A 24,445-nucleotide genomic window follows, 5' to 3' on the forward strand; every position below is an offset into this window, starting at 1 on the left:
CCGCATGGGCAGCCTGAAGAACAAGATCGTCAGCGCCGACGAGGCCGCCGCCATCCTGCAGGACGGCGACATGGTCGCGGTGTCGGGCTTCGTCGGGATCGGCACGCCCGACGAGCTGATCCTGGCGCTCGCCCGCCGCTTCGAATCCGGCGCCGGCCCGCACGGGCTCGGCCTGATGTTCGCCGCCGCCCCCGGCGACGGCAAGGAGCGCGGCCTCAACCGCCTGGCGATACCGGGCCTCGTCCGCCGCGTCGTCGGCGGCCACTGGGCGCTCGTGCCGAAGCTCGGCGCCATGGCGGTGGCGGGCGAGATCGAGGCCTACAACCTGCCGCTCGGCGTGGTCTCGCACCTCTACCGGGAGATCGCCGCCCACACCCCCGGCCACATCACCAAGGTGGGCTTGCGCACCTTCGTCGACCCGCGGCTGGAGGGCGGCAAGCTCAACGCCGTGACCCGGGAGGACCTCGTCAGCGTCGTCGAGCTCGGCGGCGAGACCTGGCTCCACTACAAGGCCTTCCCGGTCAACGTCGCGCTGATCCGCGGGACCACGGCCGACCCCGCCGGCAACATCACCATGGAGCGCGAGGCGCTCACCCTCGACAACCTCGCCGCCGCCATGGCGGCGAAGAATTCCGGCGGCTTCGTCATCGCCCAGGTGGAGCGGCTCGCGGAGGCCGGCTCGCTCAACCCGCGGGAGGTGCAGGTGCCCGGCGTGCTGGTCGACTGCGTGGTGCTCAGCACGCCCGAGAACCACCGCCAGACCTACGGCACGCCGTACAACCACGCCTTCACGGGCCGACAGCGCGTGCCGCTCGACCGGATCGCCCCGATGGCGCTCGATACCCGCAAGGTCATCGCCCGGCGCTGCGCCTTCGAGCTGCCGCCGGGCGGCGTGGTCAATCTCGGCATCGGCATGCCTGAGGGCGTCGCGGCGGTCGCCGCCGAGGAGCGGGTGCTGAAATACCTGACGCTGACCGCCGAGCCCGGCGTGATCGGCGGCCTGCCGCAGGGCGGGCTGGATTTCGGCGCCGCCCTGAACCCGGCCGCCGTGCTGCACCAGAACCAGCAGTTCGACTTCTACGACGGCGGCGGCCTCGATCTCGCCTGCCTGGGCCTCGCCCAGTGCGACGCCGAGGGCAACGTCAACGTCAGCCGGTTCGGCACGCGGCTCGCGGGCGCGGGCGGGTTCATCAACATCTCGCAGAACGCCAAGAGCCTCGTCTTCGCCGGCACCTTCACGGCCGACGGCCTCAAGGTGGCGGTCGAGGACGGCGGCATCCGGATCCTCAGCGAGGGGCGCTCGCGGAAATTCATCGCCGCGGTGGAGCAGGTGACCTTCTCGGGGGCCTACGCGGCCGAGCGCGGCCAGCCGGTGCTCTACGTGACCGAGCGCTGCGTGTTCCGGCGGACGCGGGCCGGCATGGAGCTGGTCGAGGTGGCGCCGGGGATCGACATCGCGCGGGACATCCTCGGGCAGATGGGCTTCACCCCGATCGTGCAGGATCCGCGGCCGATGGATCCGCGCCTGTTCCGCGAGTCCGTGATGGCGCTGGAGCCGTGGCTGCTCGGACTCTCGCTGTCGGAGCGGATCAGCTACGACCCGGAGCGCAACATCCTGTTCTCGAACCTCGAGGGTTTCCAGGTCCGGACCATCGACGACGTCGAGCTGGTGCGCCGCGAATACGAGCGCGCCTGCCAGGAGATCGGCCGGAAGGTCCACCTCATCGCGAATTACGACGGCTTCGAGATCGACCCGACGGTGAGCGACGCGTACTTCTCGGCGATCGCCTATCTCGAAAACCGCTATTACGAGACCGCGTCCCGGTATACCACGAGCGCGTTCTTGCGACTGAAACTCGGCGCCTCGTTGGCGAGCCGCGACCTGGCTCCCCATGTCTTCGAGACAAGAGCCGAGGCGCAGGCGAGGAATACGGCCCAGAGCGTGCCTCTCAAGCCCCGGCCCGGCATGTCCCAGACCGACATGCCGCGGCCGCCGAAGGAACCGTTGGATGCCTGAGTTCGAGACCCCCTCCCTGAAGGACCGCGCCCTGCTGGTCGATGCCTGCCTGATCGGCGGCGCATGGTCGAAGGCCGGCTCCGGCAGCATCGACGTCACCAACCCGGCGACCGGCGCGCTGATCGCCAAGGTGCCGAATGCCGGCGCCGACGAGACCCGCCAGGCGATCAAGGCGGCGCACGAGGCCTACCCGGCGTGGCGCGCCAAGACCGCCAACGAGCGCGCCGTGCTGCTGCGCAAGCTCGCGGCGCTCGTCACCGAGCATCAGGAGGATCTGGCGCAGATCCTCACCGCCGAGCAGGGCAAGTCGCTGACCGAGTCCCGCGGCGAGGTCGCCATGTCGGCCGCCTACGTGCTGTGGTTCGCCGAAGAGGCGCGCCGCGTCTACGGCGACGTGGTCCCCTCCCCCTGGGGCGACCGCAAGATCCTCGTCACCAAGGAGCCGGTCGGCGTGGTGGCGGCGATCACGCCGTGGAACTTCCCGTCCTCGATGATCGCCCGCAAGATCGCCCCGGCGCTCGCCGCCGGCTGCCCGATCGTGATCAAGCCCGCCTCGCAGACCCCGCTCTCGGGCCTCGCCTGGGGCGTGCTGTGCGAGCGCGCCGGCTTCCCGGCCGGGGTTGTGAGCATCCTGACGGGCTCGGCCCGCGCCATCGGCGGCGAGATGACCGGCAACCCGCTCGTCAAGAAGATCACGTTCACCGGCTCCACCGAGGTCGGCAAGGTGCTGCTGGAGCAGGCAGCAGGCACGGTGAAGAAGGTCTCGATGGAGCTGGGCGGCAACGCGCCGTTCATCGTGTTCGACGACGCCGATCTCGACCGGGCGGTCGCCGGCGCGATGCTCGCCAAGTACCGCAATTCCGGCCAGACCTGCATCTGCACCAACCGGTTCCTGGTGCAGGACGGGATCTACGACGCCTTCGCGGAGAAGATGGCCGAGGCGGCCAACCGCCTGAAGGTCGGCAACGGCGTCGAGGACGGCGTCGCCCAGGGGCCGCTGATCGACATGGCCGCGGTGGAGAAGACCGAGGCCCATATCCGCGACGCCGTCGAGAAGGGCGCCCGCGTGGTGGCGGGCGGCCACCGCCACGCGCTCGGCGGCCAGTTCTTCGAGCCGACGGTGATCACCGGCGCCACGCCCGCCATGGCGGTGGCCCGGGAGGAGACCTTCGGGCCGCTGGCGCCGCTGTTCCGCTTCCGCGACGAGGCGGAGGCGATCCGCATGGCCAACGACACCGAGTACGGGCTCGCCTGCTACTTCTACACCCGCGACCTCGGCCGGACCTTCCGGGTCGCGGAGGCGCTGGAATACGGCATGGTGGGGATCAACGAGGGGATCATCACCACCGAGGTGGCGCCCTTCGGCGGCGTGAAGGAATCCGGCCTCGGCCGCGAGGGCTCGTACCAGGGCATCGAGGATTACCTCAACACCAAGTACCTGTGCGTGGGCGGGCTGGGCGGCTGACGCCCGCCCCGGCGCTCTCGACCCGTTCGCGCAGCGTCCTCCCGGTGCGCCGCAGGCGAGCCCGGACCCGGAGGGGCGCGCCGGGAGCCGGGCAAGCCCGACGCACCGACGCGCCCGGACAGGACGCGTCGGCGGAGCTACCGCCCGCTGGGCGCCGCTCCGCTGCCCGTGGCGGCGTTGCCCGAGCTGCTGCCGGCGGGCGCGCCCGGCGTGCTGACGCGCGGCCCGCCGCTGGTGCCGGGCGCCGTGCCGGCGCCGGTGGAGCCGGTGCTCTCCATGGACCCGGCCCCCGTCCCGGTGCCGCCCACCGCGCCGGACTTGTTGACGTTGCCCTGGTTGGCGCCGCCGGTCTGCGGCGCCTGGGCGAGCGCCGCCCCGGACGTGGCGAGAACGACGGACGTGGCGAGGGCGAGGATCGTCTTCGACATGGGACCTCCTGACATGACGGTGCGCTGCTGACGTCGCGCTGTCGTGTCAGGCCAACTCGGGGGCGCCAGGATGGTTCGGGCGCGCCGTCAGCGGGCGAGCGCCTCGCGCCACGCCGTCCAGGGCCAGCGCAGCGCCGCCCCGCCGGCCGCCGGCGCGATCGAGACCGTCGCGGTCCGGCCGCTCACCAGCCGCGGATCCGCCGTGCCGCCGTCGAGGGCGATCCGCACCGGGATGCGCTGGGCGAGGCGCACCCACGAGAAGGTCGGGTTCACGTTCGCGAGCAGGTTGGCGGCGTCGCTGCGGCCCGACTCGCCGATGCCGCCGGCGATGCTGGCGACGCGGCCGCTGAGCACCCCGTCCTCGCCCATGAGCTGGACCGTCACCGGCGCGCCGACGCGGATCCGCGGCAGCTTGGTCTCTTCGAAGTAGCCCTCGATCCGCAGGGTATCGCTGTCGATCAGCGCCATGACCCCGCGGCCCGTGGTGACGTAGGCGCCCGGCCGCAGCTCCATGTTGGTGATCCGGCCGTTGACCGAGGCGCGCACCGCCGAGCGCTCCAGGTTGAGCTTGGCGAGGTCGCGATCCGCCAGGGCCTGCTCGTAGGCGGCCTCCGCGGAGAGGTCGGCGGCCTTGGCGGCCTCGACCTTCTGCTGCGACACCGCCGCGTCGGAGAGCCTGCTGTAGCGGGCGTAGTCGGCCGCGTTCTGCTCGGCGGTGGCCTTGCGGTTCTGCACCATCGCCTCCGCCTGCCGCAGCCCGAGGCGGAACCGGTCCGGATCGATCCGGAACAGGACGTCGCCCTTCCGGACGACCTGATTGTCCTCGACCAGCACCTCGGTGACGAGGCCGGAGACGTCGGGGGCCACCGCCACCACGTCGGCGCGCACGCGCCCGTCCCGGGTCCAGGGAGCGTCCATGTAGTAGTCCCACAGGCCGAGGCCGACGATCAGCGCCGCGGCGACCATGCCGAGGGTGACCAGGAGGCGGCCGAGGGTGGAGAACAGGGCGGTCATTGCAGGATCCGGTGGGCGAGGGTCACGACGCCGCCGAGCAGGACGACGTAGAGGGCGAGGTCGAAGAGCGGCCTGTGCCAGACGAGGCGGTAGAAGCCGGTCGCCGCCAGCAGGCGGCGCAGCGGCAGGCTGAGCGCGAAGGCGACGGCCATCCAGAGCGCGAGGCCCGGCACGAACACGCCGTAGAGGTCGATCTCGCCCATCATGCCGCCATCTCCCGGTCGGGCAGCGCGGGCGCCGCCCGGTAGGCCGGCGCGTCGGGGAAGAGCCCGCGGCGCAGGCCGGTGAGGCCGATCAGGGCGGCGCGCCGCTCCGGCGACGGGGCCGCGCCCGCGACGGCGTCCAGTCCGTCGTCCAGGGCCGCCAGGAGCGCCGAATCCGGCCGGCCAATCCGGCCGCGCAGCTGGCGCGCCGCCAGCGCCAGCACCCGGTCGACGGCGCTCCGGGCCGGTCCCGTCAGCCGCCGGCGCACCCGGCGGACCTCCACGAGGTTGATGCCGACCCGGACATCGGCCAGCAGGTCGCCCACGGAGGCCGACATGTCGGCGGGCAGGCTCGCCAGCCGCGGCGCGATCAGCCCGACGCGGTCGAGCATCAGGGCCGCGAGCTCGAGCCCGTGGCCGGCGCCGCGCCCGGCCGCGGCGGCCGCGAGGCTCTGCCGGTTGATCCGCACCAGCCGCCGGGCGCTCCGGCCGGCGCCGACCGAGCGGATCAGCCGGGTGACCACCGCGCCGACCCACATGCCGACCACCGAGGCGATCACCCCGTTGGCGAAGGGCGCGAAGTCGCCGCTGTAGCCGTTCTGGAGCGCCAGCAGCGTCGCGCCGTTCAGCGCCGCGCCCATGCCCATCGGGGTGGTGCGCGGCTGCGTCATCATCAGGCCGCACAGGATCAGGGCGGGCGCCAGCGCCAGGGCCAGCATCTCGAAGGAGGTGGCGAGCGGCAGCACGGCGAACAGGTAGAGGGCCGCGCCGAGGGCGCCGACGATCGCCGAGTTGGTGAAGCTCAGGATCTGCGGCGCGGGATCGTCCTGCGCGGCGAACAGGCAGCAGGCGACCGCGCCCATCATCGGTGCCGCGGAGCCGTCCGGCCAGCCGGTGGTGATCCAGATCGCGCAGCAGACCAGCAGGCCCACGAACACCCCGAAGGCCGAGAACGCCGCCAGCCCGTGGTCCCGGTGGCGGATGGAGCGGACCCGGGCCGTGTAGGCGAAGGCGAGCGGCGCCCGGGGGGCGGTGCCGGCGGCGAGGTGGCCGCGGAGCGCCCGCAGGTCCTGGCGCAGGTCGACGACGTCGCGCAGGCGCACCGCGAGGCTCGCGAGCAGGAGCGTGTTCCAGTCCGGAGTCCGGCCGAGGGCCGGCTCGAACCCGTCGATCCGGCCGCGCAGCCGCGCGGCGCGGTCCGGATCCCCGGCCCCATCGCCGGCCCCATCCCCGGTCTCGTCGTTGAGCCAGACGGCGAGGTCCGACAGGAAGGCCCGGACCCGCGCCGGCAGCGCGCCCGCCTGCTCGAGGGCGGCGACGCGGTCCGCGACGGCCGCCACGATCGGCAGGACCATCAGCATGTGCTGCCGGAGCGGCGCGAAGGCCTCCGCGGCGCGTTCCGCGCCCGACGCCTCGTTGCGCAGGGCGAGGCCGAGGGCGTCGAGGCCGAGCGCGTCCGAGGCGAGGCGCAGGCGCCGGCCCTGGCTCGGCCCGGCGACCTCCGGGGCGCGGGCGGCCGCGAGGGCGCTCCGGATCCAGGCCCGGGCCTCCGCCGACCAGTGGTCCAGCCGCGCGACGATCAGCGGGGCCGCCGATTGCGGCAGGATCAGCGTGGCGGCGAGGCTGGCGCAGACGATCCCCAGGGAGATCTCCTCGGCCCGCGCCACCGCCGTGTCGAAGATCGCCCCGGGATCGTCGACGGCGGGGAAGCCGATCAGCGCCGCCGTGTAGCCGGCGAGCATCGGCAGGTAGCTCGCGGGCGTGCGGTCGAGGAGCGAGACGTAGAGGCAGAGCGCGACCCAGAGCGCCACCGCGAGGCTCAGCAGGATCGGCTCGTTCACGAGGTTCGGCACCAGCACGACGCTCACCGCCGCACCGAGCGCGGTGCCGCAGACCCGGTAGACCGCCTTCGCGCGCGTCGCGCCGGAGAGAACCTGGCTGGTGATGTAGACGGTGCCGAGGGCCCAGTAGGGCCGCGGCAGGTCGATCCAGAGCGCGAGGAACAGGGCGAGCATCGCCGCCGCGTAGGTCTTCAGCGCGAAGGCCCAGTCGCGCCATCCGGGGAGGATCACGGCACCGCCTCCGGTTCGCGCGCGGCCGCGGCGGCCTCCCGCCCGTGGCGCTGGAGCGCCGCGAAGACCCGGAGGCTCGCCTCGAGATCCGCGCCGTCGACCTCGGCGAAGACCCGGGCGCGCAGGGTCGAGAGCTCTGCCTCGATCCGCTCGAAGACCTGTCGGCCGCGCGCGGTCAGGCCCAGCACCTTGGCGCGGCGGTCGGACGGGTCCTCGCGGCGGACCACCAGCCCGGCCGCGGCGAGCTGGTCGATGAGGCGGACGAGCGAGGGGCCCTCGATGCCGACGGCCTCCGCCAGGACGTTCTGGCGCGGCTCCTCCTCCATCCGGCCGATAATGATCAGCGGGTGCGCGGTGGCGTCGGACAGGCCGTGCGCCTCCGCGACCGTGTTGGCGGCACGGCGCCAGTGGCGGCCGGTGGTCAGGAGGGCGTGGGTGAAGGCCTGCTGCAGCCGCTCGCGCGTCCTCGGATCGTCGATGCCGGTCACTACCTGATCCATCCACGCGAGGATCCGGTGGAAAGACCGGATCAATCAGCTCGCATGCTGATAGATAGCATCATACTGATTCGGATCGGGTGACGTTTCGCGCCATCAGAGTTGCGTCGGACGAATAGGTGTGCACCTTTTCCGTGCCAATCCGGCGTCGGCGGAATGCGTGGCGATACCGAGGCGGACCGGACGTTCCGACGCCTCCCCGCGTCCGGAGGTGTCCGCGTCGGCGGGCCTCGACGGAGGGCTTCGGGGAGCGCGGCGGCTGGAGCTCTCCTGCGGGGCCTCCGCTGCGCTCCGGCACCTCAAGATGGGGTGGAGCGTGGGGCCGCCGGTCAGGAGCTTCCCGGTCCCGCAGCCGCGCCGTCAGGCCGAGTGGCTGTTGTGGATCTGATCGAAATCGAGGGACGCCGTGTCGATCACGATCTGCGTGCGGCTGATGACCTCGAGCTTGCGCAGGATCTCGGAGACGTGCGCCTTCACGGTCGAATCGCCGACCTGGAGCTCGTGGGCGATCTGCTTGTTGAGCTTGCCCTGCCGGATCATCATCAGGACCCGCAACTGCTGCGGCGTCAGCCGGGCGAGGCGCTCCGGCAGCGGCGCCTTCTTGCTCCGGGGCGCGGGCGCGCCGGCCTCGGCGAGCCCCGGCGGCAGGAACAGGGCGCCGCTCATCACCTCGGTGATTGCCCGGGTCAGCGTCGCCTTGTCCATGGCCTTGGGGACGAAGCCCGCCGCCCCGTGCTGCAGGGCCTCGCGGACGATGCGCGGGTCCTCGTGGCCGGAGACGATCAGGATCGGGATGCGCGGGAAGCTCGCCCGGATGGTGATCAGCCCGTCGAAGCCGGTCACGCCCCGCATCGAGAGGTCGAGGAGCGTCAGGTCGATGCCGCGGTTGGCGGCCAGAACCGCGCAGGCCGCCTCGATCCCGTCGGCCTCGTGCAGGACCGCGTCCGGGTGCGCGAGGCGGATCGTGGCCGCCAGGGCGTCGCGGAACAGCGGGTGGTCGTCGACGATCAGGAGATGCACGGAGACCTCGGTCCTTCGCTCGAGATCCTCACAGGATCCGCCGAAATCGCGGGCGGGAGGGCCGAAGGTGATCGATGCGGCCCCGGGGCGCAAGCGGGTGTTGAGACGACCGCCCTGCCCCGGAGCCTGGGCGTGCCGGCCCGCGGGGGCCGGCACGCTTTCGGTTGAGGGCCTTCAGCGCGACGCCACCGTCTTCGGCAGCTTGAACGCCCAGAAGCTGCCGCCCTGGTTGATGCCGGCGGTGGACTTGGCGACCTCGCCGCCCCAGAGCGGCACCGCGCCGCCCCAGCCCGCCGCGACGCCGACCCACTGCTCGCCGTCCTGCTCCCAGGTGATCGGCGAGGAGACCACGCCGGTGCCGACCTGGAACTTCCAGACCTCCTCGCCGGTCTTGGCGTCGAAGGCCTTCAGGAAGCCCTCCGGGGTGCCGGTGAAGACGAGGTTGCCCGCGGTGGTCAGCACGCCGGCCCAGAGCGGGGCCTTGTTCTTGTACTCCCACACGACCTTGCCGGAGGTCGGGTCGATCGCCTTGAGCGAGCCGATATGGTCGTCGAAGACCGGCTTGATGGTGAAGCCGGCGCCGAGATAGGCGGCGCCCTTCTTGTAGTTCACCGGCTCGTTCCAGATATCCATGCCCCACTCGTTGGAGGGCACGTAGAACAGCTTGGTGTCGGGGCTGTAGCCGATCGGCATCCAGTTCTTGCCGCCGAGGAAGCTCGGCACCGCGAAGACCGACTTGCCCTTCTTGTCGTCGCCGGTCGCCTTGCTCGGGTCGCCGGGCCGGTTCTCCTCGTTGTAGATCGGGCGGCCGTTCTCGTCGATGCCCTTGGCCCAGTTGATCTTCTCGACGAACGGCGTCGCCGAGATGAACTTCCCGTTGGTCCGGTCTAGGACGTAGAAGAAGCCGTTGCGGTCGGCGGTGGCGCCGGCCTTGATGGTCTTGCCGCCCTTGTTCAGGTCGAACGGCACGAACTCGTTGACGCCGTCGAAGTCCCAGCCGTCGTGCGGGGTGGTCTGGAAGCCCCAGACGATCTCGCCGTTGTCGGGGTTGAGGGCGAGGCGCGAGGACGTCCACTTGTTGTCGCCCGGCCGCAGCCAGGAGTTCCACGGGCCCGGGTTGCCGGTGCCGAAATAGACGAGGTTGGTCTCGGGGTCGTAGGTGCCGCCGAGCCAGGTGGCGCCGCCGCCGAACTTCCACATGTCGCCCGGCCAGGTCTCGTTGACCTTGCCGGTCATGGTCGAGGGCTTGCCGTTGAGCTCGCCCATGTGGCCCTCGATCACGGGCCGCTTCCACACCACCTCGCCGGTCTCGGCGTCGCGGGCCTCGATGCGCCCGATCACGCCGAACTCGCCGCCCGACACGCCGGTGATGATCTTGCCCTTCACGATGATCGGGGCGGCCGTGTAGCTGTAGCCGGCCTTGAAGTCGTCGATCTCCTTCCGCCAGACCACCTTGCCGGTCTTGGTGTTCAGCGCGACCAGCTTGGCGTCGAGCGTGCCGAAGTAGACGTTGTCCTTGTAGAGCGCGGCGCCGCGGTTCACCACGTCGCAGCAGGGCAGGATCCCCTCCGGCAGGCGGGCGTCGTACTCCCACTTCTTCTCGCCGGTGCGGGAATCGATCGCGTACATGCGCGAGTACGAGCCCGTGACGTAGATGATGCCGTCCTTGACCAGCGCCTGGCTCTCCTGGCCGCGCTGCTTCTCGCCGCCGAACGAGAACGACCACGCCGGGACGAGGCCCTTGATGTTGTCGCGGTTGAGGGTCTTCAGCGGGCTGAAGCGCTGGGCCTGCGGCCCGAGCCCGTAGGTGACGACGTCGCCGGGGGTCTTGGCGTCGTTGATGATGTCCTGCTCGGTCACCCCCTGGGCCATGGCCGGCAGGGCGCCGCCCGCCACGAGGGCGGCGACGCCCACCGCGGCGAGGAACCGGGTCCGCATTCTCATGACGTGTCCTCCGTGGTCGGCCCCGGTCCGTGTGGCCGGGGCATCCGGGTTTCGACGCGGGCCGCACGAGTCGCGGGGCGCCCCCTTGGAGATCGAGGCTATCGCTGTTCTCAGGAAAGTCTTATTGGCCATTGGTCCAATGAGGCCGTTCTGCGGACTGGCGGATGCAATGTATTCGGCGAGATCGACGCCCGAATTCGCGCGGATCTGCCGGACATCCCGTTCGGGAAATCTGATGTTCGCCCTTGCCGTCATCGCGCGCGCAGCGAGGCGACCCAGGGCGGCGCACCGTCCCGAGACGGCGCGCTGTCTGGATCGCTTCGCTCCGCTCGCCGAGACGGAGGCGTTCAGTACCCTTTCGGCGGCGTGTAGGTGACGCCGTAGGTCTCGCAGATCGCCTTGAGGCGACCGTCCGCGTTCAGCGCCGTGATCGCGTCCCCGACCGCGTAGGCAAGGTCGCGGGAATCGGTCCGCACCGCGCCGCCGATCTCCCAGCGAGTCTTCACCAGCCCCGTCGAGGGGACCGTGGCGACGGGGTTGTCGTCCTTGGGGGCCTTCGCGGCGGACAGGGCCGCCTCGATCGCCGCGCGGGTTCCGGCCAGGATCGGCGCCTCGCCGGCGAGGTAGGCCTTCGCGGCCTCCTCGAAGCTCTTGTAGTGCTTCAGGTTCGGGCGGAAGCGGCCGCCCTGGGCGGTCAGCAGCATCAGGTCGGCGGCGCCCGTCCCCTCCAGCGCGACGCTCCTGTCGCCGATGTCGTCGAGGCTGTCGAAGCCTTCCAGCGCGCCCTTCCGGTAGGCGAAGGCGATCTCCTGCTCGAAGTACGGCGCCGTGAAGAACACCTGCTCGTTGCGCAGGGCGAGCTGGCGGTCGGTGGGCACGTGCAGCATCAGGTCGGCGAGCGGCGTGCCGGCGAGGTCGCCGCGCCACAGGTTCAGCCGCAGGTCGCCGTCGACGTTCTCGCCGGCATCGACCACGCGCAGGTCGAGCTTCACCTTGAGCGTCTCGGCGATCGCGCGGGCGAGATCGACGTCGATCCCGCGGGGCTCGCCCGCCGTCTCCTCGGAGAACGGCGCGTTGTCGCCGTAGACCGCCACCCGCAGCGTCCCGTCGGCCGTGACCTGGTCGAGGGGGCGCGCCGCGGCCGCCGGCGGGAGCGGCGCCGCCAGGAGCAGGCCGCAGAGCCCGAGCAGGAGGGGGCGCCGGCCCATCGCGGGGGGCCTATTCCTCATGCTTCGACTCGATGTAGCTCCGGATCGCCCACAGGCCCTCCTGCGAGATCACACCCTCGAAGGCCGGCATCTTGGTCACGCCGTTGATGACGGCGCCGTGCTTCATGCGCTCGACGAAGTACTCGTCGCCCTCCTTGCCCTGCGGCAGGTAGCGCAGGTCCGGGGCGAGGCCGCCGGAGATCATCTCCAGGCCGTGGCAGCGGGCGCAGTTCTGGTTGAAGCCCGAGGCGCCGATCGCGATGGCGTGCTTGTCGCCCTTGTAGGGGTTCTCGGCGACCCACTCGGTGCCCAGCGGCTTCAGGCCGTCGGTGTTGACCGGCTGGGGCTGGACGTCGCCGTGCCCGAGGGCGCCGCCGGCGGCCAGGGCCAGTCCCAGCGCCGCGAGCACGCCGCCCGCCGCCGTCTTCATCGTGCGCATCCGCCCCTCCCGTCGTCGTTGCACGACGGTTAGCAAGTACCGGGCGGCGGACCCATTATGCTTTGGTACGGATCCGCGAGAATAGCGCCGCCCACGACTTGTGTTGCGCCGCATCAAAATCCGTGTGTGCACCTTGGTCCAATATCCGAGGGCGCAACTCGGCTCCTAGACTCCCGGCCAACGACGAGAACCGCGGGTCTGGAGGAGACGGGCGGGATGGTGTCCTCCGGTGCGCGGCGGCCCGGGATGCGCGGCGGGCCATGGGCCGGCCTGCGGCTCGCCGTCGTGCTGGCGGCCCTGGCGCCGGTCGCCCAGGCGCGGGCCGCGCCCGCGCCGGCGGGGCCGCCCCTGACGATTCACTACCTGGAGCGGCGGGTCGAGCGGCCGGCGCCGCTGAACAACGAGGACCCGGTCCCCGACGACGAGGGCGCGAAGGGCGCGGAACTCGGCCTGAGGGATTCCAACGCCACCGGCCGCTTCCTCGGCCTCGGCTTCGCCCTCGGCACCGCGGTCGTCGAACCGGGCGACGACATCCGCCAGGCCTTCCGGGACCTCGCCGACCGCCGCTTCGTGGTGCTCAACGCGCCCGCCGCCGACGTCCTCGCCCTCGCCGACCTGCCGGAGGCGAAGGGCAGCGTGATCCTCAACATCGGCGCCCCGGACACGCGCCTGCGCGACGCCGATTGCCGCCGGAACCTGCTCCACGTCCTGCCGTCCCGGGCCATGCTGGCCGACGCGCTGGTGCAGTTCCTGGCGTTCAAGCGCTGGTCCCGGATCCTGCTGGTGACCGGTCCCGCGCCGGAGGACGCGCTCTTCGCCGAGGCGCTGCGGCGCAGCGCCAGGAAGTTCGGCGCGCGGATCGTCGCCGAGTCGCGCTACGACCCGCAGGGCGGCGACGTCCGCGACACGGCCCTGCGCGAGTTCGCCCTGCCGACCCGCGGGCCCGAGCACGACGTGGTCGCGGTGGCCGACGAGGCCGGCGCGTTCGGCGCGAGCCTCAACTACAACACCGCCTCGCCCCGGCCCCTGGTCGGCACGCAGGGCCTCGCGCCGGCCGCCTGGGGGCGGGCCGTGGAGGCCTGGGCCGCCGTCCAGCTCCAGGGCCGGTTCCGCAAGCTCGCCGGCCGCGCCATGCGGCCCGTCGACTGGGCCGGCTGGATGGCGGTGCACGCCGTCGGCGAGGCGGCCGTGAAGGCGCGCAGCACCGACCCCGCGACGGTCCGCGCCGCGCTGACGGCGCCCGGCTTCGAGATCGGCGGCTTCAAGGGGCGCCCCCTGAGCTTCCGCGCCTGGGACGGGCAGCTGCGCCAGCCGGTCTTCCTGCTCTGGCCGGGGGCCGTCACCGCGACGGCGCCGATCGAGGGCTTCCTCCACCACCGCACGGAACTCGACACGCTCGGCCTCGACGAGCCCGAGAGTGCCTGCCGCGCCTTCTCAGGGACATCCGGATGAGCCGGCTCGCCGCCCTCGCGCTGCTCCTCTGCCTCGCGGGCCCCGCGCGGGCCGAGGAGATCTACGTCTCGAACGAGCGCGACAACACCGTCTCGGTGATCGACGGCGACAGCCTGGAGGTGCTGCGCACCTTCCCGGTTGGCCGTCGGCCCCGCGGCCTGACCTTCTCGCAGGACGGGCGGTCCCTCTACGTCTGCGCCAGCGATTCCGACGCCGTGCAGGTGATCGACCCGGAGACCGGGCAGGTCCGGCACAACCTGCCCTCGGGCGAGGACCCGGAGCAGTTCGCCCTGGCGCCCGACGGGCGCACCCTGTTCATCGCCAACGAGGAGAACGCCACCACCACGGTGGTCGACGCGCAGACCCGCAAGGTGCTGGCGCAGATCGACGTCGGCATCGAGCCGGAGGGTGTCGCGGTGAGCCCGGACGGGCGCACGGCCGTCACGACCTCCGAGACCACCAACATGGTCCACTGGATCGACACGCGGACGCTCGCGGCCGTGGACGCGACGCCGGTCGGGCAGCGGCCGCGCTTCGCCGCCTTCACGGCCGACGGGTCCCGGCTCTGGGCGTCCTCGGAGATCGGCGGCACCGTGTCGGTGATCGACGTCGCCACCCGCAAGGTGATCGAGACGATCGCGTTCGCCGTGAAGGGGATCGCGGCCGACCGGATCCAGCCGGTGGGCATCCAGATGTCGAAGGACGGGCGCCACGCCTTCGTGGCGCTGGGGCCGTCCGACCGGGTCGCCGTGGTGGATACCGCGACCTACCGGGTCGAGAGCTACATCCTGGTCGGCCGCCGGGTGTGGCAGCTCGCGCTCAACGCGGCGGGCACGCGGCTCTTCACCACCAACGGCGTCTCCGGCGACGTAACGGTGATCGACGCCGCGACGTTCCGGCCGATCAAGACCGTGAAGGTCGGCCGCTTCCCCTGGGGTGCGGCGGCGCGGCCGATGCCTTCGGCGCAGGCGACGGACGGACGCGCCGCCGGTGCGGTGCCGTGACAGTCTGGCCGACGCGGACCCAGGCATCCGCCTCCCTCGCTGGAGGCTTCCGGATTCACACTGGGGGCTGGGCCACAGCGGCGCCGAAGGACACTCGGGTCCCCTCTCCCGTGCGGGAGAGGGACAGGGTGAGGGATCAGGGCCGTCCGGACGAGGCGCGAGGCGACCGCGGGTCGAGACCGTGCTCCATCCTGAAACTCCTCGTCCCTCACCCCGACCCTCTCCGGCACGGGAGAGGGGGCCCGTCGCGCACTGCCGCCGGCGTCGGTGCGCGACCCCTATGGGTGACCGACGCGGCCAGGGGCGGAGACAGGGAGAAGGCCCAGTCGTTGCGGAGCGTGGCGTCTCCGCGCCCGCTCGCGTCCCGAACCGCAGTGGCTCGAGGCGCGGATATGCTCCTTCGAGCCGCGCTCCTCCTTCTCGCCCTGCTCCTGCCGACCCTTCCGGCCCGGGCCGGCCAGCTCGATCGCGCGGGCGTCGAACGCCACTTCCCGCCCCCGCTGGTGGTCGGCGAGAAGGACGACAGGCTCCCGGTCTGGCCGATCCTGAAGCAGCAGGCGGGCTCCTACGAGGTCTTCGCCTACGCGTTCGAATCCGTCGACCTCGCGCCGATCCCCGGCTTCGGCGGCACGCCGCCCGACCTGCTGATCGCGCTCGCCCCGGACGGCACCTTCCGGGACGTGACGGTGCTCTCGCACCACGAGCCGGTCTTCCTGGAGGGCCTCGGCCCGGAGCCGCTCTTCGCCTTCGTCGAGCAGTATGCCGGCCTCTCGGCCCGGCAGGCGATCCGGGTCGGGCGCCCGAACGCGCGGGCCGCCGGCGCAGCGCCCCAGACCACCGTCGACGGCATCTCCATGGCCACCGCCTCGACCCGGGTGATCAACCAGTCGATCCTGGCCTCGGCGCTGGCGGTCGCCCGCGCGAAGCTCGGCTTCGGGGCGGCCAATGTCGGCCTCAAGGTCGAGGCCCGGCCGGACCGCTACGAGCCCCTGTCCCTGGCCGACCTTCTCGCGCGCGGCTGGGTCCGGCGGCTGACGGTGACGAACGCGGACGCCGCCGCGGCCTTCCGGGGCACCGGCGTGGCGGACCCGTCCGAGGGGCCGCCCGATGCCGCCTTGACCGACCTGTACGTCGCCGTCCTGGACCCGCCCTCGATCGGCCGCAACCTTCTGGGTCCGTCGCGCTACGACGCGCTGATGCGCGAGCTCGGCCCCGGCAACCACGCCGTGATGGTGGTCAGCGCCGGGCCGGAGGACGCGCCCGAGAACCCGGTCGGCGACCGGTTCGTGCTGGGCGCCGTCCCCGACCGGCTGGCGATCGGCCAGGGCGGCCTGATCGTGAACGCGCGCGACATGGCGGTGGAGCGCCGCGAGGCCGGCCTCGCCGAGGGGCTGCCGTCCGGCCCCTGGACGGTCCTGCGGATCGACCAGGCCGCCGGCTTCGACCCGTCCGCGCCCTGGGCGCTGACCGAGACGATCGTCCGCGAGCGCGGCCAGATCCTGTCCGAGAAGATCGCCCGGACCTTCACGGTCGAGACCGCCCTGCCCGCCGACCTGTTCACGCGGGTCCGGCCCGATGAAGGGCCGAGCTGGACCGACCCCTGGCGGGCCCGGGCGCCCGAACTCGCGCTGATCGGCCTGATGCTCGCCGTGCTGGTGCCGGTCCTGAGCCGCCAGCGCGGGCTGGTGGCGGACCAGCGCCGCTTCACCCTCTTCCGCCTCGGCTTCCTGGCGCTGACCCTCGGCTTCGTCGGCTGGTACGCGCAGGCGCAGCTGTCGATCGTGACCCTCGTCGGGCTCGTGCGGGCCGCCACCGCGACCCACGACCTCGCCTTCCTGCTCTACGACCCGCCCTCGCTGGTGCTCTGGGCCTTCGCGCTGGCCGCCCTGGTCGCCTGGGGGCGCGGCACGTTCTGCGGCTGGCTCTGCCCCTTCGGCGCGCTGCAGGAACTCGTGGCGCTGCTCGCCCGGCCGCTGCGCATCCGCCCGGTCGCGGTGCCGCCCGGCCTCGACCGGGCGCTGCGGTCGCTGAAATACGTCGTGCTGGCCGGCATCCTCGGCGCGGCCGCGGCGGGGTCGCCCCTCGCCGACACGTTCTCAGAGGTCGAGCCGTTCAAGACCGCCGTCACCCTGTACTTCGTCCGGGCGTGGCCGTTCGTCGCCTACGCGGCGGGGCTGCTGGTGCTCAACCTCTTCGTCTACAAGGGCTTCTGCCGCTACCTGTGCCCGCTCGGCGCCGCCCTCGCCCTCCTCGGGCGGGTCCGCGTCCTCGACTGGATCCCGCGCCGGGCGGAGTGCGGCTCGCCCTGCCAGCTCTGCAAGGTCCGCTGCCGCTACGGCGCCATCGCGCCCTCCGGCCGGGTCGACTACGCCGAGTGCTTCCAGTGCATGGAGTGCGTGACGATCATCCACGATCCCGGGCAGTGCGTGCCGCAGGTGGTGGCGCGCAAGCGGGGCCGCCGCGCCGCGCCCCGGCCGGTGACCGTCGGATGAGCGCGCCGGTCCGCTTCGCGCCGGCCCGCTTCGCGCCGCCCGGCGCGGGCTCCTCGTCGGTGCCGCGGGGCTGCCGCGCTCGCGGCGTCGCGGCGCTCCGCGCCGCCGCGCGGCGTCGGCGGCTGGCGCTGCGCCACCGCGCCGGCCTCGCCTTCGGCACCACCGGGCGCTCACCGCCGCGGGACCCGACCCGTCGGCGATCGAGGCGCGCCCCGGCGACGGGTTCGCGGCGATGCGCGCCGTGGAGGCGGCCGCCAGCCTGTTCCGGGCCGACAGCGCCCTGGCCCGTCTCAACCGGGACGGGTCCCTGGAAGCGCCCGACCCGCACCTCGTCGCCCTGCTGCGCTTCGCGCTCGCCCTCGCGGCCGAGACCGGCGGCGCCTTCGACCCGACCGTCCAGCCGCTCTGGCCGGTCTGGGCCGGCGCGGCCGCCCGCGGCGAGCGCCCCGGGGCGGAGGCCCTGCGGGCGGCCTTGGCGCGGGTCGGCTGGCGGCGCGTGCGGGTCGCGACGGACCGGATCGTCCTGGAGCCCGGGACGGCCCTGACGCTGAACGCCCTGATCCAGGGCTACGCCGCCGACCAGGTCATGGCGGCGCTCCGGGCGCGCGGCATCGCCGACGCCTTCGTGGATACCGGCGAGTTCGGTGCCGCCGGCGCGCATCCGGACGGCACGCCCTGGCGCCTCGGTCTGGCCGATCCCCGCCACCCCGGCGAGGTCGCCGCCGTCCTCGCGCCGTTCACGGGCTTCGCCGCGACCTCGGGCGACTACAACATGAGCTTCTCGGACGACCGCGCGGACCATCACATCTTCGATCCGGCGACCGGCCGGTCGCCGCGCGCCCTGTCGTCGGTGACGGTGACCGCGCCGACGGGGCTCGTCGCCGACGGGCTCTCGACCGCCTGCATGGTCCTCGGCCCCGCGCGCGGCGCGGATCTCGTCGCGGCCCGTCCGGGCTGCGCCGTGCGCTTCACCGGGAAGGGCTGACCCAGCCGTCTCGGGCGCGCGGGGCGGGGGGAACCGCGCCGCGCGCCCTGCCCCCGCGGCGGCGATGGCTCTACGGAGGGTCCGATCCGCGGCGCGGGCCCTGCATGCGTCCGCACCGGAGAGGACCGTCAGGAGACGCGCGTGACCGAAGTGACCGGGCCGTACTGGCCGACGGATGACTGGGCGGGACAGGACCCGGAAGCGGCGGGGCTCGATGCCGGGCGGCTCGCGGAGGCGGTCGGCTTCGCGGAGGCCCACGAGAGCGCGTGGCCGCGCGGCCTGTACTATCCCGACGGGCGCTACGTCGGGATCGTCGAGTGGAACGAGACCGGGCCCTGGAGCGCCATCGACGGGCCGGTGCGTCCGCGGGGCGGCCCGGCGGGCGTGATCCTGAAGCGCGGCCGGCGCGTCGCCACCTGGGGCGACACGGCCCGCCCGGACATGACCTTCTCGATCGCCAAGAGCTATCTCGCGGTCCTGGCCGGCCTCGCCCACGACGACGGCCTGATCCCCGACGTCGACGCGCCGGTGCGGGACAGCGTCCCCGACCCGCTGCTCGACGGCCCGCACAACGGCGCGATCACGTGGCGCCACCTCCTGCAGCAATCGAGCGAGTGGCAGGGCACGCTGTTCGGCAAGTCCGATCAGGTCGACCATTTCCGGCAGATCGGCCCCGGCGCCGACAACAGCCGCAAGGGCGAGGCCCGCGCGCTGCGGCGCCCGGGCACCTACTACGAGTACAACGACGTCCGGGTGAACCTGCTGTCGTACTGCCTGATGCGCCGCTTCGGCCGGGCCCTCCCGGAGGTGCTCCGCGAGCGGATCATGGACCCGATCGGCGCCTCCCGCGACTGGGCGTGGCACGGCTACGGGACGGCCTGGGTCGCGGTCGCCGGCGCGCGGGTCCAGTCGGTCCCCGGCGGCGGCCACTGGGGCGGCGGCCTGTTCATCGGGGCCGACGACCACGCCCGCTTCGGCCTCCTCATCGCCCGCGGAGGCGCCTGGAACGGGCGGCAGCTCCTCTCGGAGCGCTGGATCCGCTCCATGCTGACGCCGTCCCCGACCCTCGACAGCTACGGCTACCTCTGGTGGCTGAACCGCGGCGCGGCCGCCAAGCCGCACCTGCCGGCCTCGGCCTTCAGCGCCCTCGGGGCGGGCAACAACGTGATCTGGTGCGATCCCGAGCACGACCTCGTCGCGGTCCTGCGCTGGATCGACAAGACGGCCGTCGACGGCTTCCTGCTGCGCCTCGTCGCGGCCCTGCGCCCGTAGGCGGGCCGGCGGCGCTAGCGGCCCCGGACGTGATCGACGAAGCTCCTGAGCACCGGCCGCATCTGGCGGCCGGCCGCGATATCCCGGCCGCCGCCTGCGCCTCGAACGGACAGGCGCGTCCGGCGCCGCGGCGTCCGCCCGGAGACGGCGACCGCTACGGCGCGGCCGGGCCGGCGATGGTCGGTCTCTGCGCCGTCAGAGCGCCGCGATGGTCTCGGCCATCGCGCGCGCCCGCGGCACGAGGCTTCCCACCTCCAGGTACTCCTCGGGCGAGTGGGCCTTGCCGCCGACCGGGCCCACGGCGCAGAGCGTGGGGCAGCCGACGCTGGCGGTGAAGCCCGAATCGGCGCAGCCGCCGGCGAACTCGCCGGTGACGGGATGGCCGCCGTCCGCGCTCACCCGGGCGTAGGTCTCGAACAGCGCCCGCGAGGCCTCGTCCTGCACGAGCGGCAGGAACTCGCCCTTGATGGTGAGATGCGCGGTGGTGTCGGGCACCGTCGATCCCGCCACGATCTCCGCGATCCGGCTCATGGCGGCCTCGCGGTCGGGCGGGGTCACGTAGCGCAGGTCGATCTCGCAGGTGACCCGCGGCGCCACGGTGTTCACCGACTGGCCGCCGGAGATCAGGCCGACATTCACCGTGGTGCCGCGGTCGAGGTCGGTGAGCGCGTGGAGCGCGACGGTCTTGTGGGCGAGCTCCAGGATGGCGCTGCGCCCGTCGGCGTAGTTGCCGCCGGAATGGGCAGCCCTGCCGAGCACCTCGAGGTGCATGAACACCCCGCCCTTGCGGCCGGTGACGACGTTGCCGGTCGGCCGCCCCGGCTCGGAATTCAGCACCGCGCGGGCGCCCCGGGCGGTCTCCTCGATGATCGGGCGGCAGGCCGGCGAGCCGATCTCCTCGTCGCTGGTGAACAGGCCGACGAGGGGCACCGGCGCGCCGCCGGCCCGGTGGTAGGCCGCCAGCACGAAGGCGTTCATCACGAGGCCCGCCTTCATGTCGGCGACGCCCGGCCCGTAGGCGCGGCCGTCGGCGACCCGGAACGGCCGCCGCGTCGGCTCCCCCTTCGGGAAGACGGTGTCGCGGTGGCCCATGAGCACGACCGGCCGGTTGCCGCCGCCGGACCCGGCCACGCTCGCCTTCAGCGCGTCGCCGTAGCCGTCGACCGGGATCGTCGTGACCGGGATGCCGTGGCCGGCGAGGAACTCGGCGATGCGGATGCCGACCGCGTCGACGCCCGGCTTGTCGTAGGAGCCGGAATCGATGTTCACCAGCGCCTCGAGGAGCGCCAGCATCGCGCCCTCCTGCCCGTCGAGCCAGCGGAGAACGTCGGTGTCAGGTGTGGTCATCGGGGTCCTCATACCGGGCTGCCGGGACCGTGCGGTCCGGACGTCCGTGCGAGCGGAGTGAAGCGATCCGGTCGGCGCCAGACTGCGAGAGCTGCGCCGCCCTGGGTTGCTCCGCTCGCAAGGACGGCGCCGCGCCCGCACGATCCGCCGATCTGGTCGGCCGCGCCTACTCGACCGTGACCGATTTGGCGAGGTTGCGCGGCTGGTCGACGTCTTTCCCCATGAACACCGCCGTGTGGTAGGCGAGCAGCTGGATCGGCACCGCGTACACGATCGGCGCCACCGTCGGATCGAGCGCCGGCATGGTGAAGGTCGCGAGCGTGTCCAGCCCGTGCTCGGCCGCGCCCTTGGCGTCGCCGATCAGCACGATGCGCCCGCCGCGGGCGGCCACCTCCTGCATGTTCGAGACGGTCTTCTCGAACACCGCGTCGTGCGGCGCGATGACGATCACCGGCACGCTCTCGTCGATCAGGGCGATCGGCCCGTGCTTCAGCTCGCCCGCCGCGTAGCCCTCGGCGTGGATGTAGCTGATCTCCTTGAGCTTCAGCGCGCCTTCCAGCGCCATCGGGTAGCTGGTGCCGCGGCCGAGATAGAGCACGTCCCGCGCCTTCGCGACCTCCCGCGCCAGACCCTCGATCGCCGCCTCGTGGGTCAGCGCCTCCGCCATCAGGCCCGGCGCCTTGATCAGGCCGTCGACCAGGCGCCGCTCGCCCGCCGCGTCGAGCGTGCCGCGGGCGCGCCCCGCCGCGATGGCGAGGCAGAGCAGCACGGTGAGCTGGCACGAGAACGCCTTGGTGGAGGCGACGCCGATCTCCGGCCCGGCCAGCGTCGGCATCACCACGGAGGATTCCCGCGCGATGGTCGAGGTCGGCACGTTGACGACGCTCAGCGTGTGCTGGCCCTGGGTCTTCGCGTAGCGCAGGGAGGCCAGCGTGTCGGCGGTCTCGCCCGATTGCGAGATCACCAGCGTCAGCCCGTCCTTCTCCAGCGGCGCCTCGCGGTAGCGGGCCTCGGAGGCGACGTCGATCTCCACCGGCAGGCGCGCCACCTGCTCGAACCAGTAGCGGGCCACGAGGCCCGCATAGTAGGCCGTGCCGCAGGCGGTGATGTAGACGCGGCTGAGCTTGGCGAAGTCGAAGGGCAGCGCCTCGGGCAGCATGACCCGCCCGTTCGCCATGTCGACGTAGTGGGCGAGCGTGCGGCCCACCACCTCGGGCTGCTCGTGGATCTCCTTGGCCATGAAGTGGCGGTACTCGCCCTTGTCGATCCGGTAGGCCTGCGTGGCGATCTTCTGCCGGGCGCGCTCGACCGTGGCGCCCGACGCGTCGCGGATCTCCGCGCCGCCCCGGGACAGGATCGCCCAGTCGCCCTCGTCGAGATACGTGATCGCGTCGGTGAACGGGGCGAGCGCCAGGGCGTCGGAGCCCAGGTAGGTCTCGCCCTCGCCGAAGCCGATCGCCAGCGGCGCCCCGTGGCGGGCCCCGATCAGCAGGTTCTCCTCGCCGGAGAAGAGGAAGCCCAGCGCGAAGGCGCCGCGCAGCCGCGGCAGGGCGGCGGCGACCGCCTCGACCGGCCCCATCTGCCGGTCCATGTTGCGGCTGACGAGCTGGGCGACGACCTCGGTGTCGGTCTCGGTCTCGAAGACGACGCCGTCGGCCTCCAGCTCCTGCTTGAGCTCGCGGAAATTCTCGATGATGCCGTTGTGCACGACCGCCAGGCGCGCTGTGGCGTGCGGGTGGGCGTTGGTCTCGTTGGGCCGGCCGTGGGTCGCCCAGCGGGTATGGCCGATGCCGATCGTGCCGGTGAGCGGCTCCTGGGCGAGCTTGGCCTCCAGGTTGACCAGCTTGCCCGAGGCCCGGCGCCGCGCCAGCCGGCCGTGCTCCAGGGTGGCGATGCCGGCGGAATCGTAGCCGCGGTACTCGAGCCGCCGCAGGGCCTCGATCACCTGCCCCGCCACCGCGTCGCGCCCGACGATGCCGACGATGCCGCACATAGGAGTGTCTCTCGCTGTCGCGCCCGGATGGCTACGCGCAGCGCTGCGCAAGGTCCGGGCCGCCCCGCGCCGTGCGGGGCCGAGCGGGACTTCTACCGGATCGGGACGGCGCAGGGCCAGCCCCGGTCACGCGGCCCTTCGCGCTCACGCCTTCCCGCGCCGCGCCTTCTCGGCCTGCAGCGCCGCCCGCTTCTCCCTGGCCCAGCCCGGCTTCACCGCCTGCCGGCCCCGGGCCACCGCCATCGCGTCCGCCGGCACGTCGTCGGTGATCACAGAGCCCGAGGCGACGTAGGCGCCCTCCCCCACCGAGACGGGGGCGACCAGGGCCGAGTTCGAGCCGATGAACGCGCCCGCGCCGATCGTCGTCCGGTGCTTGAGCACGCCGTCGTAATTGCAGGTGATCGTGCCGGCGCCAATATTGGCCTTGGCGCCGATCTCCGCGTCGCCGAGATAGGTGAGGTGCGCGGCCTTGGCGCCGGCCCCAATCCGGGCGTTCTTCAGCTCGACGAAATTGCCGAGCTCCGCGCCGGCCTCCAGCACGGCGTGGCCGCGCAGCCGCACGAACGGCCCGACCTTCACGCCCGCCTCCAGGCTGCTCTCGGTGAGATGCGCGAAGGCGCGCACGGTGCAGCCCTCCGCGACCCGCACGCCGGGGCCGAACACCACGTGGGGCTCCACGATCACGTCGCGCCCCAGCACCGTGTCGTGGCTGAGGAACACCGTCTCGGGCGCGATCAGCGTCGCGCCGCCCAGCATGGCGCTGCGGCGCAGCTGCGCCTGGATCGCGGCCTCCGCCACGCTGAGCTGCACCCGGTCGTTGACGCCTTGCGCCTCGGCCTCGTCCACCGGCACGACCGTGACGGGAAGCCCGTCGGCGACCGCCAGCGCCACCGCGTCGGGCAGGTAGTACTCGCCGGCGGCGTTGTCGTTGCCGATGCGGGCGAGCAGCGCCAGGGCGTGCCGTCCGGCGAGCGCCATCAGCCCGGCATTGCACAGGGTCACGGCCCGCTCGGCCGCGCTCGCGTCCTTCTCCTCGCGGATGGCGAGCACGCGGTCGCCCTCGGTCAGCACCCGTCCGTAGCCGGCGGGCGTCGCCGTCTCGAAGGCCAGCACGGCCACCGCGGCGCCGTCGGCCAGGGGCGCGCGGAGGCGCAGGAAGGTGTCGGCCGAGACGAGCGGCGTGTCGCCGAAGGCGATCACCACGTCGTCGTCCGGGTCGGCCAGGATCTCCCGGGCGGCCAGGACCGCGTGGGCGGTGCCGAGGCGCTCGGCCTGCGGGAAGACCCGGGCGCCGGGGGCCGCCCGGGCGATCTCGGCGGCGACGTCGTCGCGGCCGGGCTCGGCCACCACGGCGATCCGGCCCGCGCCCGCCGCCTGCACGGCGGCCAGGACGTGGCCGAGCATGCTGCGGCCGGCGATCCGGTGCAGCACCTTCGGCAGGTCGGAGCGCATCCGCGTGCCCTTCCCGGCCGCGAGCACGATGGCGGTGAGGCTGCGCGAGGGCGTTCCGGTCGGGGTCATCGCAGGTCCAGGCGTCGATCGAAGGCCACGACGGATGGGCCGGACGGGCGCCCGGCGCAACCCCGTCCGGAG

Annotated in this window: 18 protein-coding genes and 1 pseudogene; 7 read left to right on the forward strand and 12 right to left on the reverse strand. The window is 73.1% G+C overall.

All coding sequences use genetic code 11. The features are described from left to right. The first annotated feature begins 4 nt into the window (after positions 1-4). Together BKE41_RS13325 and BKE41_RS13330 are read left to right on the forward strand one after the other, a co-directional pair. Positions 5-2,017: an acyl CoA:acetate/3-ketoacid CoA transferase gene (locus BKE41_RS13325; RefSeq protein WP_070999552.1), complete on the forward strand. Its 2,013-nt coding sequence runs from the start codon at positions 5-7 to the stop codon at positions 2,015-2,017. Next, positions 2,010-3,482, forward strand: coding sequence for an NAD-dependent succinate-semialdehyde dehydrogenase (locus tag BKE41_RS13330; RefSeq protein ID WP_012319370.1), 1,473 nt, complete (start codon positions 2,010-2,012; stop codon positions 3,480-3,482). Before BKE41_RS13325 ends, BKE41_RS13330 begins: the two co-directional genes overlap by 8 nt. A gap of 137 nt (positions 3,483-3,619) precedes the next feature. On the opposite strand, the gene BKE41_RS13335 is transcribed toward BKE41_RS13330, so the two are convergent. From BKE41_RS13335 to pedF, 9 genes are all read right to left on the reverse strand, one after another. Continuing rightward, positions 3,620-3,910: a hypothetical protein gene (locus BKE41_RS13335; protein ID WP_012319371.1), complete on the reverse strand. Its 291-nt coding sequence runs from the start codon at positions 3,908-3,910 to the stop codon at positions 3,620-3,622. An 87-nt stretch (positions 3,911-3,997) separates the two neighbouring features. Continuing rightward, positions 3,998-4,924: an HlyD family secretion protein gene (locus BKE41_RS13340; protein WP_029360938.1), complete on the reverse strand. Its 927-nt coding sequence runs from the start codon at positions 4,922-4,924 to the stop codon at positions 3,998-4,000. Further along, positions 4,921-5,130, reverse strand: a complete 210-nt coding sequence (locus tag BKE41_RS13345; RefSeq protein ID WP_012319373.1) for a DUF1656 domain-containing protein — start codon at positions 5,128-5,130, stop codon at positions 4,921-4,923. Before BKE41_RS13345 ends, BKE41_RS13340 begins: the two co-directional genes overlap by 4 nt. Next, on the reverse strand, positions 5,127-7,199 hold the full coding sequence (locus BKE41_RS13350) for an FUSC family protein (RefSeq protein ID WP_012319374.1): 2,073 nt from the start codon (positions 7,197-7,199) through the stop codon (positions 5,127-5,129). Before BKE41_RS13350 ends, BKE41_RS13345 begins: the two co-directional genes overlap by 4 nt. Beyond that, on the reverse strand, positions 7,196-7,699 hold the full coding sequence (locus BKE41_RS13355) for a MarR family transcriptional regulator (protein WP_024829988.1): 504 nt from the start codon (positions 7,697-7,699) through the stop codon (positions 7,196-7,198). The genes BKE41_RS13350 and BKE41_RS13355 overlap by 4 nt, the downstream gene beginning before the upstream one ends. Before the next feature lie 357 nt (positions 7,700-8,056). After that, a complete protein-coding gene (locus BKE41_RS13360; protein ID WP_012319376.1) occupies positions 8,057-8,716 on the reverse strand; it encodes a response regulator transcription factor in 660 nt (219 codons plus the stop codon). Between the two features lie 174 nt (positions 8,717-8,890). Continuing rightward, positions 8,891-10,660 carry a PQQ-dependent methanol/ethanol family dehydrogenase gene (locus BKE41_RS13365; RefSeq protein WP_029360935.1) on the reverse strand — a complete coding sequence of 590 codons (1,770 nt, stop codon included), beginning with the start codon at positions 10,658-10,660 and terminating at the stop codon, positions 8,891-8,893. A 347-nt stretch (positions 10,661-11,007) separates the two neighbouring features. Beyond that, positions 11,008-11,868 (reverse strand): transporter substrate-binding domain-containing protein, encoded by an 861-nt coding sequence (locus tag BKE41_RS13370; RefSeq protein WP_107645304.1) that lies wholly within the window; start codon positions 11,866-11,868, stop codon positions 11,008-11,010. A gap of 10 nt (positions 11,869-11,878) precedes the next feature. Further along, complete coding sequence (gene pedF, locus BKE41_RS13375; RefSeq protein WP_012319379.1) at positions 11,879-12,307, reverse strand: cytochrome c-550 PedF; 429 nt, start codon at positions 12,305-12,307, stop codon at positions 11,879-11,881. Positions 12,308-12,523: 216 nt separating this feature from the next. Between pedF and BKE41_RS13380 the strand changes: the two genes are divergently transcribed. The 5 genes and pseudogenes from BKE41_RS13380 to BKE41_RS13400 all read left to right on the forward strand — a co-directional run bounded on the left by BKE41_RS13380 (position 12,524) and on the right by BKE41_RS13400 (position 19,512). After that, positions 12,524-13,759 (forward strand): ABC transporter substrate-binding protein, encoded by a 1,236-nt coding sequence (locus BKE41_RS13380; RefSeq protein WP_012319380.1) that lies wholly within the window; start codon positions 12,524-12,526, stop codon positions 13,757-13,759. Beyond that, on the forward strand, positions 13,756-14,763 hold the full coding sequence (locus tag BKE41_RS13385) for a YVTN family beta-propeller repeat protein (protein WP_042670208.1): 1,008 nt from the start codon (positions 13,756-13,758) through the stop codon (positions 14,761-14,763). The genes BKE41_RS13380 and BKE41_RS13385 overlap by 4 nt, the downstream gene beginning before the upstream one ends. 392 nt (positions 14,764-15,155) lie before the next feature. Continuing rightward, a complete protein-coding gene (locus BKE41_RS13390; RefSeq protein WP_070999553.1) occupies positions 15,156-17,255 on the forward strand; it encodes a 4Fe-4S binding protein in 2,100 nt (699 codons plus the stop codon). Then, positions 17,252-18,240: pseudogene (locus BKE41_RS13395) on the forward strand (FAD:protein FMN transferase). Before BKE41_RS13390 ends, BKE41_RS13395 begins: the two are co-directional and overlap by 4 nt. 141 nt (positions 18,241-18,381) lie before the next feature. Further along, positions 18,382-19,512, forward strand: a complete 1,131-nt coding sequence (locus BKE41_RS13400; RefSeq protein WP_070999554.1) for a serine hydrolase — start codon at positions 18,382-18,384, stop codon at positions 19,510-19,512. 195 nt (positions 19,513-19,707) lie between these two features. On the opposite strand, the gene BKE41_RS13405 is transcribed toward BKE41_RS13400, so the two are convergent. The 3 genes from BKE41_RS13405 to glmU all read right to left on the reverse strand — a co-directional run bounded on the left by BKE41_RS13405 (position 19,708) and on the right by glmU (position 24,373). Beyond that, positions 19,708-20,859, reverse strand: a complete 1,152-nt coding sequence (locus BKE41_RS13405; RefSeq protein WP_012319385.1) for a M20 family metallopeptidase — start codon at positions 20,857-20,859, stop codon at positions 19,708-19,710. Positions 20,860-21,025: 166 nt separating this feature from the next. Continuing rightward, positions 21,026-22,852: a glutamine--fructose-6-phosphate transaminase (isomerizing) gene (glmS, locus tag BKE41_RS13410; RefSeq protein ID WP_012319386.1), complete on the reverse strand. Its 1,827-nt coding sequence runs from the start codon at positions 22,850-22,852 to the stop codon at positions 21,026-21,028. Between the two features lie 144 nt (positions 22,853-22,996). Continuing rightward, positions 22,997-24,373, reverse strand: coding sequence for a bifunctional UDP-N-acetylglucosamine diphosphorylase/glucosamine-1-phosphate N-acetyltransferase GlmU (gene glmU / locus BKE41_RS13415; protein ID WP_070999555.1), 1,377 nt, complete (start codon positions 24,371-24,373; stop codon positions 22,997-22,999). Between the last annotated feature and the right edge of the window lie 72 nt (positions 24,374-24,445).

This window comes from Methylobacterium sp. C1 (assembly GCF_001854385.1).
In the GTDB taxonomy this organism is placed as follows: Bacteria; Pseudomonadota; Alphaproteobacteria; order Rhizobiales; family Beijerinckiaceae; genus Methylobacterium; species Methylobacterium radiotolerans.